We start from the raw sequence: 16987 nt of genomic DNA, 5'->3' as shown, positions 1-16987 counted from the left end.
CGGGTCCGCCCGACGGACACCGTCGGATCACCGGCGAACACCGCGGACACCGGCGGATCACCGGCGAACACCGACGGACACCGGCGCACGGCTCAAACGTGCGCCCCTCCGCCCGCCCGTGCGCGCCCGTACGTGAGAATGGCCCGGTGACCTCGACCCGTGGATCCGTCCCCGCCCCCGACACCTCCCCGCTCCCCGCCCGGCCCCGGCTGATCGCCACGGATCTGGACGGCACCCTGCTGCGCGACGACAAGTCCGTCTCGGACCGTACGATCGCCGCGCTCGAACGCGCCGAGGAGGCCGGCATCGAGGTCTTCTTCGTCACCGGACGGCCGGCCCGCTGGATGGATGTCGTCAGCGCCCATGTGCACGGCCACGGCATGGCGATCTGCGCCAACGGCGCCGCGGTGGTCGATCTGCACTCCGGCGGCAAGCTGCTCACGGCCCGCCCGCTGGACCGGGCGGTCGCCCTGGACGTCGTGGGAGCCCTGCGCGACGCCGCCCCCGGGACGACCTTCGCGGTCGAGCAGACGACCGGCATCAATTACGAGCCGACGTATCCGGCCTTCGTCCAGGACCCGGGCGCGACCATCGCCACCGCCGAGAAGCTCCTGCGCTCCCTGGGGACGGACGACGGCGACCCCGCCCCCGTACTGAAGCTGCTCGCCCACCACCCCGAGCTCACCCCGGACGGCTTCCTCGCCCTCGCCCGTACGGTGGCGGGCGACCGCGCCACCCTCACCCGCTCCAGCCCGACCGCGCTCCTGGAGATCAGCGGCCTGGGCGTGAGCAAGGCGAGCACGCTCGCCCTCTGCTGCGCCGAACGCTCCATCTCCTCCGACGAGGTCGTCGCCTTCGGTGACATGCCCAACGACCTGGAGATGCTGACCTGGGCGGGCACGTCGTACGCGATGGGCAACGCGCACCCGGACGTCCTGGCCGCCGCGTCCGGCCGTACCGTCACCAACAACGAGGACGGCGTCGCGGTCGTCATCGAACAGATCCTGGCCCGCCTGTAGAACCCCACCGGGCGGTCCGCGCTCACAGCGGCACCTCCCAGATCACCGCCGCCCCTCGGGTACCTTCCGCCTCTCCCACCCCTCCTTCTCCTTCCCCGGCGCCGAGTCCCGCCTCGGACCAGCTCGACCCGCCCAGCGCCTCGGCCCGCCTCCGGAGGTTGCGCAGCCCGCTGCGCCGCCCGCCGGCCGGGATGCCGATCCCGTCGTCCGCGACGGTCAGCCGCACCGCCCTCCGGCCGTCGGCGAGCCGTACGGTCGCGTCCACCACCACCTCGATACGGGACGCGCGCGCGTGGCGGAAGGCGTTGGACAGGGCCTCCCGGAGCGCGGCGATCAGGTTCTTCCCGTACGGCTCGCCCACAGCCGCGTCGACCGGGCCGACGAAGCGGTGCGCGGGGGTGAAGCCCAGCGGCACCGCCGCCATGTTGATCTCCCGCAGGACCCGCGTCCGTACCCCCGAAGGGGCCTCCGCCGGACCCTGCTGGAGCGCGAAGATGGCCGCCCTGATCTCCTGGATCGTCACGTCCAGCGCCTCGACGGCCTGGTCGATGCCCTGGTGGACCTCGGGTGCGACCGTGCCGCGCTGGGCGCTCTCCAGCATCATCCCGGTGGCGTGCAGCCGCTGGATCACCAGGTCGTGGAGGTCGCGGGCGATCCGGTCGCGGTCCTCCAGGACGGCCAGCCGCTCCCGGTCGTGCTGCGCGCCCGCCATCATCAGCGCCAGCGCCGCCTGTGAGGCGAACTGGCCCGCCAGCGTGCGCTCCCGGTCACCGAAGGCGCGTGCGCCCCGCTCGCGCGGCATGACGAGCGCGCCGAGCACCCGGCCGTCGGTGCGCAGCGGCAGCAGCATGATCGGGCCGTACCGCGAGGCCATCTCGGTGATCACGCGCGGGTCGGTGCGGGCGTCCTCCACGAGGACGTCCTCGCCCGCGAGCAGAGCCGCTGCGGCGGGGCTCTCGGCCGGGATGAGATGGCCGGTGGTGACGCGGGGGTGGTCGGCGGAGACCGCGACGATCTCCAGTTCGCCGTGGGGCGTACGGAGCATCACCGAGGCCATCGCCGAGCCCGAGAGGCGGCGGGCCTGTTCCGCGACGACGGTGAGCGCGTCCTCGGTGGAGCCCCCGGAGAGGAGCGCGGTGGTGACGGCGACCGAGCCGTCGATCCACCGTTCACGCTGCCGGGCCGCCTCGTACAGCCGGGCGTTGCCGATGGCGATGCCCGCCTCGGTGGCCAGGACGCGCACCATCTGCAGGTCGTGCTCGCTGAACTCCGCCTCCCCCGCGGTCTTCCCGGCGAGATAGAGGTTGCCGAAGATCTCGCCCTGCCCCGGGACCGGGACGCCGAGGAACGTACGCATCGGGGGGTGTCCCGGCGGGAATCCGGCCGCGCGCGGGTCGGTCGTCAGATCGGCGAGCCGGATCGGTTCGGGGTGCCGGATCAGCGCGCCGAGGAGTCCGGTGTGCCCGTCGGGCCGGTGGCCGATCCGCCGTGCCGTGTCCTCGTCGACTCCGTACGTGACGAAGTCGGAGAGGCCCTTGCCCTGTTCGTCGACGACGCCGATCGCCGCGTACCGGGCGCCGACGAGTTCGGCGGCGGTCGCGCAGATCCGGTCGAGCGTGGCGTGCAGCCCGCGCCCCGCGCCGACGGAGCACATCGCCTCCAGAAGCTGCGGGACCCGCGCGGTGGTCTCGGCGGAGAGCCCCTCCACGCTGCCGGCCGCGAGGGCGGCCGCTTCCAGGGGATCGAGGGGATCCAACGGGTCCAGGGGTTCGGGCTCGTCCATGAATCCGAGAGTAGTAAGGGGTATTTCACACCGAAAGTCGGATTCAGTGCGTCGCGAGGGCGGCGGCGGGTGCCGTCGCTGCCGTGCCGAGCAGATCGCCGGTCCGTTCCCGCTCCAGCATCCGCCGCAGCGGCCCCTCGGTTGCGGCGAGTTCACCGTAAGGACCGCGCTGTACGGTGCGGCCCTCGTCCAGCACGATCACCTCGTCGACCGTGTCCAGTCCCCGCAGCCGATGGGTGATGAGCAGCGTCGTCCGCCCCTCGGTCGCCGCCAGCAGATCGGCGGTCAGCGCGTCGGCGGTCGCCAGGTCGAGGTGTTCGGCGGGCTCGTCCAGGATCAGCACGGGGAAGTCCGCGAGGAGCGCGCGGGCCAGGGCCAGGCGCTGGCGCTGGCCGCCGGAGAGCCGGGCGCCGTGCTCCCCGACGAGGGTGTCGAGCCCGTCGGGCAGCGCGTCGACCCAGTCGAGCAGCCGGGCCCGGCGCAGCGCGTCACGCAGTGCGTCCTCGTCGGCGTCCGTACGGGCGAGCCGCAGGTTCTCGCGTACGGAGCTGTCGAAGAGGTGGGCGTCCTGGGCGCAGAGCCCGACGAGACGCCGTACGGTGTCGCCGTCGAGCGCGGCCAGGTCCGTACCGCCATCAGCACCACGGTCCGTACCGCCGCCCATGCGGCAGCTTCCCTCGCGGGCGTCCAGGAAGCGCAGCAGCACCTGGGCGAGGGTGGTCTTGCCCGAGCCCGAGGGGCCGACGACGGCGACGCGCTTTCCGGCGGTCAGCGTCAGATCGAAGCCCGCGAGCGCGTCCCGGCGCTGCCCCGCGTAGCGCGCGGACAGCCCGCGCACCTCCAGCGGGAACGGCGACGCGGGCGCGGGCGCGGGATGTTCCGGCTCCTGTACGGGGACGGGCGCGTCCAGCACCTCGCACACCCGCTCGGCGCTGCGGCGGGCCCGCTGCCGGTGGAGCACGGCGAGCGGCAGTCCGGTGACCGCCTCGAACGCGGCGAGCGGGGTCAGCACGATCACGGCCAGTTCGACGCCCGCGAGCCGTCCCGCGTGCACGGCCTGGACGCCCAGGAACGCGGCGACGGCCACGGTCAGGCCGCAGATCAGGGCGGTGAGCCCGGCGCCCAGCGCCTGGGCGCCGGCACTGCGCGAGGCGATCGACGTCAGTGTCGCGTCGGCCGCCCGCACCCGGCGCAGCCGGCCGCGCAGCGCGCCCGCGACGGTCAGCTCCGCGGTGCCCCTGAGCAGATCGACGATCCGGGTGGCCAGCAGCCCGCGCGCCGGGGCCAGTTGCCGCTCGGCGTGGCGGGCGCACACGCCGCTCAGCAGCGGTACGCCCACTCCGGCGGCGAGCAGTCCGACGGCCAGGGCGGCGCCCGCCTCGGGCAGCAGCCAGGCGGTGAAGCCGACGGCGCCCAGGGAGACGAGCAGCGCGCTGCCGACCGGGAGCAGCCACCGGAGCCAGTAGTCCTGGAGTTCGTCCACGTCCGCGACGAGCCGCGAGAGCAGATCCCCGCGCCGTGTCGTACGCAGCCCGGCGGGCGCGACGCGCTCCAGCCTCCGGTACACGGAGACCCTGAGGTCCGCGAGCATCCTGAGCACCGCGTCGTGCGAGACGAGCCGCTCGGCGTACCGGAACACGGCGCGGCCGATGCCGAAGGCGCGGGTCGCGGTGACCGCGACCATCAGATAGAGCACCGGGGGCTGTTCGGAGGCGCGCGAGATCAGCCAGCCGGAGACGGCCATGAGGCCGACGGCCGAGCCGAGGGCGCAGCTTCCGAGGACCAGAGCCAGGGCGAAGCGTCCGCGCAGCGTTCCGGCGGCCTCCCGCATCCGCGCGAGCGGGCTCCGGGGCGTCGGAACCGCACCGCTGCCGAGGGTGCCCTCCTGGCTCCCCGCGTCGGGGGCGGTGATCAGGGTGGCCGCCTCCGCCTCCGCGGGCTCCGCCGTCCCCGTACGCTCCACCGCGTCCAGGCGCCCTCCCACCGGCCGCTCCGGCCGCTCCGGCCGCTCCGGCCGCTCCGGCCGCTCCGGAAGCGTGATCACCCGGTCCGCCACCGCGAGCAGCGCCGGCCGGTGGACGACCAGCAGGACCGTACGGCCCGCCGCCAGCCGCCGTACCGCCTCGACGATGCCCGCCTCCGTCTCGCCGTCGAGCGCCGCGGTCGGCTCGTCCAGGAGCAGCAGCGGCCGGTCGGCGAGGAAGGCGCGGGCCAGCGCGAGCCGCTGGCGCTGCCCGGCCGAGAGCCCGGCGCCGTCCTCGCCGAGCGCGGTGTCCGTGCCCTGGGGGAGCGCCGTGACGAAGTCGTACGCGCCCGCCTCGCGCAGCGCGGCGTCCAGGGCCGTGTCGTCCGCGTCGGGACGGGCCAGCCGTACGTTCTCGGCGATCGTCCCGGCGAAGAGGTACGGCTGCTGGGGGACCCAGGCGATGGTCTCGTGCCAGCGCTCCGGGTCGAGGGAGGCGAGGTCCCGGCCGTCGACCCGTATCCGGCCCTCGTCCGGTGCGGTGAATCCGAGCACCGTGTGGAGCAGCGTGGTCTTCCCGACGCCGCTCGGGCCGACCAGGGCGACGGTCTCCCCCGGCTCGACGGTCAGGGTGATCGCGTCCAGCGAGGGCTCCGTACGGCCCTGGTGGCGGACCGTCACGCCGTCCAGCTCCAGCCGCGGCGTGCCCGGCACCTCCCCCGTACCGCGCGTCGCGGGCTCCGTCTCCAGGACCGCGAAGATCTCCTCGGCGGCGGAGAGCCCCTCGGCCGCCGCGTGGTACTGCGCCCCGACCTGCCGGATCGGCAGATACGCCTCGGGCGCGAGCACGAGGATCACCAGCCCGGTGTAGAGGTCGAGGTCCCCGTGGACGAGGCGCATCCCGATGCCGACGGCGACGAGCGCCACCGACAGTGTCGAGAGCAGTTCCAGCGCGAACGACGACAGGAAGGCGATCCGCAGGGTGCGCAGGGTGGCCTGGCGGTACTCGGAGGTGATCGTACGAATCGACTCGGCCTGGGCCTTGGCCCGGCCGAAGACCTTGAGGGTCGGCAGTCCGGCGACCACGTCCAGGAAGTGACCGGACAGCCGGGACAGCAGCCGCCACTGCCGGTCCATCCGGGACTGGGTGGCCCAGCCGATGAGGATCATGAACATCGGGATGAGCGGAAGGGTCACCACGATCACTGCGGCCGAGATCCAGTCCTCGGTGACGATCCGCGCGAGCACCGCCACGGGCACCACCACCGCGAGCCCGAGCTGCGGCAGGTAACGGGCGAAGTAGTCGTCCACCGCGTCGATCCCCCGGGTGGCCAGCGCGACCAGCGAACCGGTGCGCCGGCCACCGAGCCAGCCGGGACCCAGCTCGGCGGCCCGCTCCAGCAGCCGCCCGCGCAGCTCGGACTTGACCGCCGCGCTCGCCCGGTGGGCGGCCAGCTCGGTCAGCCAGGAGACCAGGGCGCGTCCGACGGCGACCGCGGCGAGCAGCAGCAGGGGAGTACGCAGGTCGGAGCCGTCGTACCCACGCTGGAAGGCACCGACCACCACCTCGGCGATCAGCATCGCCTGGGCGATCACCAGCGCCGCTCCCGCCACCCCGAGCACCACCACGGCCACCAGGAAGAGACGGGTGGCACGGGCGTACCGGAGCAGACGCGGATCGATTGGTTTCACGTGAAACACCCCTTACTGCCGCTACGGCCTACGACCACTGCTGTCTCCGGACCCGCTACGCGATGTGCTGAGTCCCGATCCGCTTGCGGAACACCCAGTACGTCCAGCCCTGGTAGAGCAGCACGACAGGGGTCGCGATCCCCGCGCACCAGGTCATGATCGTCAGGGTGTACGGGGTGGAGGAGGCGTTCGTCACCGTCAGGTTCCACGCTTCGTTCAGCGAGGACGGCATGACGTTCGGGAACAGCGTCAGGAAGAGCATCGCGACCACCGCGACGACGGTCACCCCGGAGAAGACGAAGGACCAGCCCTCGCGCCCCACCGCGACGGCCCCGATCGCGATCACCAGCGCGGCCACGGCGACGATCGCCGCTACCAGGCTCGCCCCGTCGCCGCTGTCCGCCTGGGTCCAGGCCAGGAAGCCGATCGCCAGCACGGCGGTGACGGCTCCCAGGCCGAGCGCCAGCTTCCGGGCCCTGGCCCGGATGTCCCCCACCGTCTTGAGCGCGGCGAACACCGTGCCGTGGAAGGTGAAGAGGGCCAGCGTCACCAGCGCGCCGAGCAGTGCGTACGGGTTCAGCAGATCCGCGAGGTTGCCCGCGTACTCCATGTCCGCGTCGATCTTCACGCCGTGCACGAGGTTGCCGAAGACGAAGCCCCACATGAGGGAGGGGATCAGGGAGGTCCAGAAGATGGTGTGCTCCCAGTTGCGCTGCCACCTCTCCTCGGGCCGCTTGGACCGGTACTCGAAGGCGACGCCGCGCAGGATCAGACAGACCAGGACGAGCAGGAACGGCAGGTAGAAGCCGGAGAAGAGGGTGGCGTACCAGTCGGGGAAGGCCGCGAAGGTGGCTCCGGCGGCGCTCAGCAGCCAGACCTCGTTGCCGTCCCAGACGGGCCCGATGGTGTTGATGAGGACCCGGCGCTCCTTACGGTCGCGGGCCAGCAGCTTGGTCAGGACCCCGATGCCGAAGTCGAACCCTTCGAGGAAGAAGTAGCCGGTCCAGAGGACGGCGATCAGCACGAACCAGACGTCGTGAAGGTGCATAGCTCCTCAACTCCTCAGTACGAGAAGGCCATCGGCCGGTCGGCGTCCGCGTGGTCGCCGCCGATCTTGGTGGGCGGGTTGAGGTCGTCCTCGGTGAGCTCCGGAGGCCCGGCCTTCACGTACTTCACGAGCAGCTTGACCTCGACGACCGCGAGGACCGCGTACAGCAGGGTGAAGACGGTCATCGAGGCGATCACCTCGCCCTGGGAGACACCGGGGGAGACGGCGTCGGCGGTGCGCAGCACTCCGTACACCACCCAGGGCTGGCGGCCCGTCTCGGTGAAGATCCAGCCCCAGGAGTTGGCGATCAGCGGGAAGAGCAGCGTCCAGAGGGCGGTGATCCAGTACCACCTGGCGAACTTGGGGCTGAGCGCCTTGTTGCGGAAGAGGACGAGGTGGGGGACTTCGTCCTCGCCGGTCCGCAGGGCGGGTGGCAGCAGGAACTTCCTGCGGGTGAGCCAGAGTCCGAGCAGGCCGATGCCGAAGGACGCCATGCCGAAGCCGATCATCCAGCGGAAGGCCCAGTAGGCGACGGGGATGTTGGGCCGGTAGTCGCCGGGGCCGTACTTCTCCTGTTCGGCCTTGTTCACGTCGTTGATGCCGGGGACGTGCGAGGAGAAGTCGTTGTTGGCGAGGAAGGAGAGGAGTCCGGGGATCTCGATGGCGACGTCGTTGTGGCCCTTGTCGACGTCCCCGTAGGCGAACACGGAGAACGGTGCGGGCCCCTCGCCGTCCCACAGGGCCTCGGCTGCGGCCATCTTCATCGGCTGCTGCTTGAACATGACCTTGCCGAGGGTGTCGCCGCTGACGGCGGTGAGCAGGCCCGCGACGACGACGGTGATCAGTCCGAGGCGCAGCGAGGTGCGCATCACGGGGATGTGCTTCCTGCGCAGGAGGTGGAAGGCCGCGATGCCGACCATGAAGGCGCCACCGACGAGGAAGGCGGCGGTCAGGGTGTGGAAGAACTGGGTGACCGCGGTGTCCTGGGTGAGAACCCGCCAGAAGTCGGTGAGCTCGGCCCGTCCCGCTTCCTTGTTGATCCGGTAGCCGACCGGGTGCTGCATCCAGGAATTGGCCGCCAGGATGAAGTACGTGGAGAGGATCGTGCCGATCGAGACCATCCAGATGCAGGCCAGATGGATCCTCTTCGGCAGTTTGTCCCAGCCGAAGATCCACAGCCCGATGAAGGTGGACTCGAAGAAGAAGGCGATCAGCGCCTCGAAGGCGAGCGGGGCGCCGAAGACATCACCGACGAAGCGCGAGTAGTCGGACCAGTTCATGCCGAACTGGAACTCCTGCACGATGCCGGTGACCACACCCATCGCGATGTTGATCAGGAAAAGCTTGCCCCAGAACTTGGTGGCCCTGAGGTACTTCGGGTTCTCCGTGCGGACCCACGCGGTCTGCAACCCGGCGGTGAGCGCGGCGAGCGAGATCGTCAGGGGGACGAAGAGGAAGTGGTAGACGGTCGTGATGCCGAACTGCCAGCGCGCCAGGGTCTCCGGCGCCAGAGCGAGATCCACGTCTTCTCTCCTTACATCAAGCCTGTCCCTGCGGCAGGGGGCGGAACGCCTGGTTTGACCGGGGCGTACCACCTGGAACCGGACCAGCTTGTGAACGCGTTCACATTCACAAGCATTATGTCGCACAAGCCTTCCGGATCTTCGCGGGGGGGGGTCCCTCAACGGCGCTCCCCCGCGGCACGGCCACGACGCGGGGCTCCGGAACGGGCCCCGGCACGGACCGGTACGGATCCCGGGACGGCCCCGGCACGGCCTCGGGACGGCCCCGGCACGGATCCCGGTACAGATCCCCGTACGGATCCGGTCCCGCGCCAACGGGGCCCGGTACGCGTCAGGGGCGGCCCCGCGAGGCCACCCCTGAAACATGTGTACGCACCGAGCGAGAGCCCCGGGCCCCCACGGCCCCCGGGCTCCCCACAGCCTCCGGCTCCCCACAGCTCCTTGACCTACAGCTCCTTGCGGAACGCCGCCGCGGCCTGGAGGAAGACGTCGTTCGCCTCGACCTCGCCGATCGTGACCCGTACCCCGTCGCCCGCGAAGGGCCGTACGACCACGCCCGCCGCCTCGCACGCCGCCGCGAAGTCCAGCGCGCGCTCCCCGAGCCGCAGCCAGACGAAGTTGGCCTGCGTCACGGGCACGGTCCACCCCTGGTCGACCAGGCCCCCGTACACCCGCTCGCGCTCGGCGACCAGCGAGCCGACGCGCCCCATCAGCTCGTCCTCGGCGCGCAGCGAGGCGATCGCCGCCTCCTGCGCGATCTGGCTCACCCCGAAGGGCACCGCCGTCTTCCGCAGCGCGGCGGCGACGGGCTCGTGCGCGACGGCGAACCCGATCCGCAGCCCGGCCAGCCCGTACGCCTTGGAGAAGGTGCGCAGCACGGCCACGTTCGGGCGGTCGCGGTAGAGCTCCACGCCGTCCGGCACCAGCGTGTCCCGGTTGAACTCGCGGTACGCCTCGTCCAGCACCACCAGCACATCGCTCGGCACCCGGTCGAGGAATCGTTCCAGCTCGGCCCCGCGCACCACCGTGCCGGTCGGGTTGTTCGGGTTGCAGACGAAGATCAGCCGGGTCCGGTCGGTGATCGCGTCCGCCATCGCGTCCAGATCGTGCACATCGCCCGGCGTCAGCGGCACCGGGACGGAGGTCGCGCCCGAGATCTGTGTGATGATCGGGTATGCCTCGAAGGAGCGCCAGGCGTAGATGACTTCGTCGCCGGGGCCCGCGGTGGCCTGAAGAAGCTGCTGGGCGACGCCCACGGAACCGGTGCCGGTCGCCAGGTGCGAGACCGGCACCCCGAACCGGTCGGCCAGCTCGTTCATCAGCCCGGTGCAGGCCATGTCGGGGTAGCGGTTGAAGACGCCGGCCGCCGAGACCGCCTGCTCCATCACCCCGGGCAGCGGGGGGTAGGGGTTCTCGTTGGAGGACAGCTTGTACGCGACGGGCCCGCCCGCAGCGGCCGGCCTGCCCGGCTTGTACGTCGGAATGCCGTCCAGCTCGGCGCGCAGCTTGGGGCTCGTCTCGCTCACCGCGGGTCCTCCTCGGCCGTTCGTCGGTCGGTCGCTCGGTCCGGCACCGTCCGTGCCGTCCCCGCACCGTCAATCCTGCTCACCCTATGAGGATGGACGGCCGCCGCGTACTCCGGGCGCCGTGAGAAAAAAGGGGGGAGCACTTCCGTACCTGGCGTGCGCCGGTGGCTCACGCCGTGGCGCGCATCCCTCGTAGAGGTGAGTTGAGACCTCTTCGAAACATGGGCCTCTCAACAGGTCCAGACCGCTCCTTGCATAGGAGACCATGGCAGTAACGATTAACTCCCTCTGCTTCCAAGGAGGTTGACCCTGATCTGTCTTGCAGAAACGTGCCTGCTGCCGGGTGCATATGCGACCGGCCCCACCGCCCGCCCGAGCCCTACTATCGGCTCGCCATGACAGCAGCAGGGAAACACCAGGTGAGCCGGACGGACACAACCCGCCGGGGAAGCCGGCAGAGTCGGGCGGGCATCCGGGACGTCGCCGCCGCAGCCGGTGTCTCCATCACGACTGTCTCGGACGCGCTCAACGGCAAGGGCCGGTTACCCGACGCCACCAGAAGCCATGTCCGAGAAGTAGCGGAGCGCCTCGGCTACCGGCCGTCCGCCGCCGCCCGAACCCTCCGTACCGGCAAGTCAGGGCTCATCGGCCTGACCGTGACCACGTACGGGGATGAACCTTTCACCTTCACCGAGTTCGCCTACTTCGCCGAGATGGCCAGGGCCGCGACCTCCGCCGCGCTCGCCCGCGGCTACGCCCTCGTCATCCTCCCCGCCACCTCCCGCCACGACGTCTGGGCGAACGTCGCCCTCGACGGCACCGTGGTCATCGACCCCTCCGACCACGATCCCGTCGTCGCCGAACTCGTCCGCCAGGGCCTTCCCGTCGTCTCCGACGGCCGGCCCGCGGGCACCCTTCCCGTCACCGCCTGGGTCGACAACGACCACGAGGCGGCCGTCCTCGACCTGCTCGACCATCTCGCCGACGCCGGAGCCCGCCGTATCGGGCTGCTCACCGGCACCACCACGGACACGTACACCCGGCTCTCCACCACCGCGTACCTGCGCTGGTGCGAGCGTGTCGGCCAGGACCCGGTCTACGAGTCCTACCCCGCCCACGACCCGTGTGCGGGGGCCGTCGCCGCCGACCGGCTGCTGGCCCGTCCGGACCGCCCGGACGCCGTCTACGGCCTCTTCGACCCCAACGGCACCGATCTGCTCGCCGCCGCCCGGCGGTACGGGCTGCGGGTCCCGGAGGACCTGCTGATCGTCTGCTGCAGCGAGTCCACGGTGTACGCCTCCACCGAGCCGCCCGTCACCACGCTCTCGCTGAAGCCGCGCCGGATCGGCACCGCCGTCATCCAGCTCCTCATCGACGCCATCGAGGGGATCGAGACCGACCGGCCGGTCGAGCAGGTGATACCGACCGAGCTGATCATCCGGACCTCCTCGCAGCGGCGCCCGCCGCGCACCACGGTCAGCGCCCCCCGCTCCCCGGCGGGCGACTGACCGGCACCGAACGCGGCGGCAGGTTCCGTACGCCCGCGCACCGGCGCCGTACAGAACCTGCGGATCGGCGGCTGCCGCCCTCCGTCCCGTTTCGTACCGCCTCCGTACCGACGCCGTACCGCCTCCGTACCGACGCCGTGCGGAACCGGTACGGAGGCGGTACGAAAGCGGGACGCGACCGCCGGCGGAACGGCGTTCGCGGCCGTACGACAGCGCGCGACCCGCGGATCCCGGCAAGAGGCCGAACGGCCGGACCTTCCGCATTTCGGGCGATCAGCGAGAAAACAGCCGCCGAACCGGCGGTACGATCGGATTCACCACCCCTGGTGCGTCACAGAGGCCCGAGGTCATTCCTATGATGGGCGCACGACACCACGGACCTTCCCTTTTTCCGCCGACGGGCTCACCCCGTCCGGCGGCGCGGCGGGGCCGAGAGGTGTACGGCGGCACGACGGTGGTGGAGGGGTCGATGACACAGGGGGCCGGTCAGGGACCCGTGGTGCGGACGGCGACGTTGCGCGACTTCCGCGTACCGCCGTACGCGCAGGTTCCCGTGCAGTCCGGAGAGCCGGGACGGCCCGCACCGGCCGCTCCCGCGCCGGGGGGCCCTCCGGGTCCCGCCGGTGGCGCACCGGAGCAGCCGGCCGCCGTACGGGACCAGGTCGCCGTACGGGACCGGTCGGACGCCGTACGGGACCAGCCGGTCACCGCCCCCGGGCAGGGGGCCGCCGTCCCGGCGCCCCTCGCCGCCACCGCGGAACACCCGCCCGGCGCCCCCGAGCGCCCCGCGGCGGACGTCTCGGGCCACCCCGGCGACGCGGTACCCGCCGACGAACTTCCGGAGGGGTACACGCCGACCGAGCGCGACCTCCCGGTGATCACGAGGGTCAACCGGGGCGACACCGTGCAGGCCGTCGTCGCCCCCGCCGAGGAGGCCGAGACCGACGGACCGGGACCGCTCTTCGTCGTCGGTGACGTGCACGGCTATCTCGACGAACTCGTCGCCGCCCTCGGTGAACAGGGCCTCATCGACGGCGAAGGCCGCTGGTCGGCCGGGAACGCCCGCCTCTGGTTCCTCGGCGACTTCACCGACCGGGGCCCCGACGGCATCGGCGTCATCGACCTCGTCATGCGGCTCTCCGCGGAGGCCGCGGCGGCCGGCGGCTACTGCAAGGCCCTGATGGGCAATCACGAACTGCTCCTCATCGGCGCCAAGCGGTTCGGCGACACGCCCGTCAACTCCGGTGCGGGCACCGCCACCTTCCAGGCCGCCTGGATCCTCAACGGCGGCCAGCGCACCGACATGGAGCGCCTCCAGGACGTCCATCTCCAGTGGATGTCCCGGCTCGACGCGGTCGTCGAGGAGGACGGGCATCTGCTGATGCACTCCGACACCACGGCCTATCTCGACTACGGTTCGTCCATCGACGACGTCAACGACACGGTCCACCAGATCCTCACGCGCAATGACGCCGACGAATGCTGGGACCTCTTCCGCAAACTCACCAAACGCTTCGCGTTCCGTGACGAAGGCGGCCCGCAGGCCGTCCAGGAACTCCTCTCCCAGTACGGCGGAGGACGTGTCGTCCACGGCCACAGCCCGATTCCCTATCTGCTCGGCGAAGTCGGCACAGAAGACGCGTCCGACGACGAAGACGACACCGGACCGGTGGTGGAAGGGCCACACGTATATGCCGACGGTCTTGCCATCGCCATGGACGGCGGAGTGACGATGGCGGGGAAACTGCTGGTCGTACGGCTTCCGTTGGCCAACTGAATCAATGTAGGACAGGTGTTTTCCGGAAACCCCCTGTCACGCCACGCCAAAACCGCTCTACCATCGGCTTATCCGTAGCAGGCTCTCCTCCGTTTCCGCCGACTGCGGCTCGTTCCACACGGGCGCAACGGCCCTACGGAGTATCGGGGGATGCACATGAAAAGCGCTCCGCACCTGCTGAGCGAGGATCGCGCGGATTTCGAGCGGATCCTTGGCGATGTACTGCGCAATGCGCACGAACGTCCGGACCTCGCCACGGTCGGGCAGCGGCTCAACGCGGAGCAGTTGCGCACCATGGCGCTGAACGCGACGGAACGGATCACCGCGTCCGCGGCGGCCGAGTACGAGCACTACGCCAAGATCCGCGGGGAGTTCCGCTCGCCGGGCACCGCCGCGTCGGTCCGCGACTCGGTCCTGGAGCCCGCGGAGGACGACGCGACGGACTCCGGTGCCGGGCTCGCGGCCGTCATCACGGTCCTGGTCCCGCTCCTCGGCGGCACCGCCGCGGCGATCTTCCTGCTGGTCGGTTTTCTCCTCAAGGCGCTCGACCCGGCGCCCGCGTTCGCGGACAGCATGCTCGCCGTGGGCTGGTTCTTCGCCGCCGTCACCGCGCTCGGCATCCTCGCCGCCGCGGTAGGGCTGCTGGTCACCGCGCTGCGCAACAGCTCGACGCAGCTTCCCGCCGACGAGACGGCCGGCGGAGAGCTGCCCGACGAGGTCGCCCGGGCACGCGAGGCATGGCGCCACGCCCTGCTGGAGCGCGGCATCCTGCCCTTCCTGCGGGCGGCCCTCGCCGACCCGAGCGCGGACCCGGCGGCGCCGAGCCCGCCCCGTACGGTCAAGCAGCTCCCCAAGATCGGCTACAGCAGGCCGGACTTCAGCAGCCCCGACGAGGGCTCCACCGCCGGACGGCGGCCGAACTTCAGCAGCCCGGACTTCAGCGGCCCGGACTTCACCAGCCCCGACTTCGGCGGCCCGGAGCACCGGCCGGAATAACCCCGCCGGGTGCCCCGAACCCGCCCGCGCAACCCCGGACCGCCGATCTCGGACCGTCTTGCTTCGGGCCTCGGCCCGGACCGTCTTGCCTCGTGCCCCGGACCTCGGCCCGGACCGGCGCCGGAACGGTCAGTCGGCCAGCGGCAGATAGACCCGGTTGCCGGATGCGGCGAACTCCTTGGACTTCTCCGCCATGCCCGCCTCGATCTCGTCCGCCGGCACCCCGGCCCCGTCCGCGCCGTCCGTCCCCGCGCCGCCCGCCATCTCGCCGCCGTGCCTGCGCCGGATGTCCTGCGAGATCTTCATCGAGCAGAACTTGGGCCCGCACATCGAGCAGAAGTGCGCCGTCTTCGCCGGTTCCGCAGGCAGCGTCTCGTCATGGAACTCCCGTGCCGTGTCCGGGTCGAGCGCCAGATTGAACTGGTCCTCCCAGCGGAACTCGAACCGGGCGTCCGACAGCGCGTCGTCCCACTCCTGCGCCCCGGGATGCCCCTTGGCGAGATCCGCCGCGTGAGCCGCGATCTTGTACGTGATGACGCCGGTCTTCACATCGTCGCGGTCGGGCAGGCCGAGATGTTCCTTGGGCGTGACGTAGCAGAGCATCGCCGTACCCCACCAGGCGATCATCGCCGCGCCGATCCCGGAGGTGATGTGGTCGTACGCCGGGGCCACATCGGTGGTCAGCGGGCCGAGTGTGTAGAACGGCGCCTCCTCGCAGATCTCCTGCTGGAGGTCGATGTTCTCCTTGATCTTGTGCATCGGGACATGGCCCGGGCCCTCGATCATCGTCTGTACGTGGTGGCTCTTGGCGATCGAGTTGAGCTCGCCCAGTGTGCGCAACTCGGCGAACTGCGCCTCGTCGTTGGCGTCCGCGATGGAGCCCGGCCGCAGACCGTCGCCGAGGGAGTACGTCACGTCGTACGCGGCGAGGATCTCGCACAGCTCGTCGAAGTTCTCGTACAGGAACGACTCCTTGTGGTGCGCGAGGCACCAGGCGGCCATGATCGAGCCGCCGCGCGAGACGATGCCGGTCTTGCGGCGGGCGGTGAGCGGCACGTACCGCAGCAGGACACCGGCGTGGACCGTCATGTAGTCGACGCCCTGCTCGGCCTGTTCGATCACCGTGTCCTTGTAGATCTCCCAGGTCAGCTCCTCGGCCTTGCCGTCGACCTTTTCGAGCGCCTGGTAGAGCGGCACGGTGCCGATGGGCACGGGGGAGTTGCGCAGCACCCACTCGCGGGTGGTGTGGATGTTGCGGCCGGTGGAGAGGTCCATGACCGTGTCCGCGCCCCAGCGGGTCGCCCACGTCATCTTCTCCACCTCCTCCTCGATGGAGGAGGTGACCGCGGAGTTGCCGATGTTGGCGTTGACCTTCACCAGGAACCGCTTGCCGATGATCATCGGCTCGATCTCCGGGTGGTTGACGTTGGCCGGCAGTACGGCGCGGCCGGCGGCGATCTCCTCGCGGACGACCTCCGGGGAGACGTTCTCGCGGATCGCGACGTACTCCATCTCCGGGGTGACCTCCCCCCGGCGGGCGTACGCGAGCTGGGTGGCCGCCCGGCCCGGGCGGCCACGGCGCGGCTGGCGTGGCCGCCCGGGGAAGACCGCGTCGAGCCCCCGCAGATCGGTCGTTCCGCTCCGGAGCTGCCCCCCGCGCGGGGAGGTGTGCTTGAGCCCGTCGTCCTCGGGGCGGGGCGGCCGGCCCGCGTACTCCTCGGTGTCGCCGCGGCCGATGATCCAGTTCTCCCGCAGCGGCGCGAGACCGCGGCGTACGTCGGTGTCGACGGTGGGATCCGTGTACGGCCCCGAGGTGTCGTACAGCGTGACATCCGCGCCGTTGGTGAGGTGGACCTGGCGGACCGGCACCCGGAGATCGGGGCGGGACCCCTCGATGTATCCCTTGTGCCAGCCGATGGACCGTTCGCCCGCGGTCCCGCCCGAGGGGGCCGGGTCCGCGCTGGTGTCCTCCGAGCCGGAGGCAGGCGTGTGTGCGTCCTGAATGGTCATGAGACCTACTCCCTACGCCGGCATTACCCGGTAACAGGTTCAGCGGTCGGCGCAGCGCAGGTGTCCGGGTAACCGTCCCCGGGACTACACGTCAGCGCCCTCTCAGCCCGGTGCTCCGAGCTCCCGCGTGTGCAAAGGTGCC

At 71.4% G+C, this 16987-nt stretch carries 10 protein-coding genes and 1 riboswitch; of the genes, 4 read left to right on the top strand and 6 right to left on the bottom strand.

Features of this window, described 5'->3' with window-relative positions:
* The first annotated feature begins 146 nt into the window (after nt 1–146).
* Nucleotides 147–1019 carry a Cof-type HAD-IIB family hydrolase gene (locus ACIO3P_RS12380; RefSeq protein WP_329822864.1) on the top strand — a complete coding sequence of 291 codons (873 nt, stop codon included), beginning with the start codon at nt 147–149 and terminating at the stop codon, nt 1017–1019.
* A 22-nt stretch (nt 1020–1041) separates the two neighbouring features.
* On the opposite strand, the gene ACIO3P_RS12375 is transcribed toward ACIO3P_RS12380, so the two are convergent.
* The 5 genes from ACIO3P_RS12375 to hisC all read right to left on the bottom strand — a co-directional run bounded on the left by ACIO3P_RS12375 (nt 1042) and on the right by hisC (nt 10554).
* Complete coding sequence (locus ACIO3P_RS12375) at nt 1042–2802, bottom strand: GAF domain-containing sensor histidine kinase (RefSeq protein ID WP_401849138.1); 1761 nt, start codon at nt 2800–2802, stop codon at nt 1042–1044.
* 43 nt (nt 2803–2845) lie between these two features.
* Nucleotides 2846–6457: a thiol reductant ABC exporter subunit CydD gene (gene cydD, locus ACIO3P_RS12370; RefSeq protein WP_401849137.1), complete on the bottom strand. Its 3612-nt coding sequence runs from the start codon at nt 6455–6457 to the stop codon at nt 2846–2848.
* A 55-nt stretch (nt 6458–6512) separates the two neighbouring features.
* Nucleotides 6513–7505: a cytochrome d ubiquinol oxidase subunit II gene (gene cydB, locus ACIO3P_RS12365; RefSeq protein WP_329822861.1), complete on the bottom strand. Its 993-nt coding sequence runs from the start codon at nt 7503–7505 to the stop codon at nt 6513–6515.
* A gap of 14 nt (nt 7506–7519) precedes the next feature.
* Nucleotides 7520–9028: a cytochrome ubiquinol oxidase subunit I gene (locus ACIO3P_RS12360; RefSeq protein ID WP_329822860.1), complete on the bottom strand. Its 1509-nt coding sequence runs from the start codon at nt 9026–9028 to the stop codon at nt 7520–7522.
* 446 nt (nt 9029–9474) lie between these two features.
* Entirely contained in the window at nt 9475–10554 is a 1080-nt protein-coding gene (gene hisC / locus ACIO3P_RS12355) for a histidinol-phosphate transaminase (RefSeq protein WP_329822859.1), read from the bottom strand.
* 395 nt (nt 10555–10949) lie between these two features.
* On the opposite strand from hisC, the gene ACIO3P_RS12350 reads away from it, so the two are divergent.
* The 3 genes from ACIO3P_RS12350 to ACIO3P_RS12340 all read left to right on the top strand — a co-directional run bounded on the left by ACIO3P_RS12350 (nt 10950) and on the right by ACIO3P_RS12340 (nt 14835).
* Nucleotides 10950–12062 carry a LacI family DNA-binding transcriptional regulator gene (locus tag ACIO3P_RS12350; RefSeq protein WP_401793465.1) on the top strand — a complete coding sequence of 371 codons (1113 nt, stop codon included), beginning with the start codon at nt 10950–10952 and terminating at the stop codon, nt 12060–12062.
* Nucleotides 12063–12531: 469 nt separating this feature from the next.
* Entirely contained in the window at nt 12532–13839 is a 1308-nt protein-coding gene (locus ACIO3P_RS12345) for a metallophosphoesterase (protein WP_401849136.1), read from the top strand.
* Between the two features lie 150 nt (nt 13840–13989).
* On the top strand, nt 13990–14835 hold the full coding sequence (locus ACIO3P_RS12340) for a hypothetical protein (RefSeq protein ID WP_329822856.1): 846 nt from the start codon (nt 13990–13992) through the stop codon (nt 14833–14835).
* Between the two features lie 129 nt (nt 14836–14964).
* Here the strand turns inward: ACIO3P_RS12340 and thiC are convergent, their stop codons facing one another.
* Nucleotides 14965–16845, bottom strand: a complete 1881-nt coding sequence (thiC, locus tag ACIO3P_RS12335) for a phosphomethylpyrimidine synthase ThiC (protein WP_401849134.1) — start codon at nt 16843–16845, stop codon at nt 14965–14967.
* A riboswitch (TPP riboswitch) is annotated at nt 16838–16982 on the bottom strand. (Overlaps the previous gene by 8 nt.)
* Nucleotides 16983–16987: the final 5 nt, after the last annotated feature.

The sequence above is a fragment of the Streptomyces sp. NPDC087310 genome, assembly GCF_044744405.1.
Taxonomy (GTDB): domain Bacteria; phylum Actinomycetota; class Actinomycetes; order Streptomycetales; family Streptomycetaceae; genus Streptomyces.
Note: the sequence above shows the minus strand (reverse complement) of the source record. Positions and strands in the feature narration are given on the sequence as shown.

What these genes read in the sequence shown, in the direction of transcription:
- cydB (WP_329822861.1), bottom strand. Translation starts at nt 7,505, where the DNA reads ATGCACCTTCACGACGTCTGGTTCGTGCTGATCGCCGTCCTCTGGACC.
- ACIO3P_RS12345 (WP_401849136.1), top strand. Translation starts at nt 12,532, where the DNA reads ATGACACAGGGGGCCGGTCAGGGACCCGTGGTGCGGACGGCGACGTTG.
- thiC (WP_401849134.1), bottom strand. Translation starts at nt 16,845, where the DNA reads ATGACCATTCAGGACGCACACACGCCTGCCTCCGGCTCGGAGGACACC.
- ACIO3P_RS12350 (WP_401793465.1), top strand. Translation starts at nt 10,950, where the DNA reads ATGACAGCAGCAGGGAAACACCAGGTGAGCCGGACGGACACAACCCGC.
- ACIO3P_RS12340 (WP_329822856.1), top strand. Translation starts at nt 13,990, where the DNA reads ATGCACATGAAAAGCGCTCCGCACCTGCTGAGCGAGGATCGCGCGGAT.
- ACIO3P_RS12375 (WP_401849138.1), bottom strand. Translation starts at nt 2,802, where the DNA reads ATGGACGAGCCCGAACCCCTGGACCCGTTGGATCCCCTCGATCCCCTG.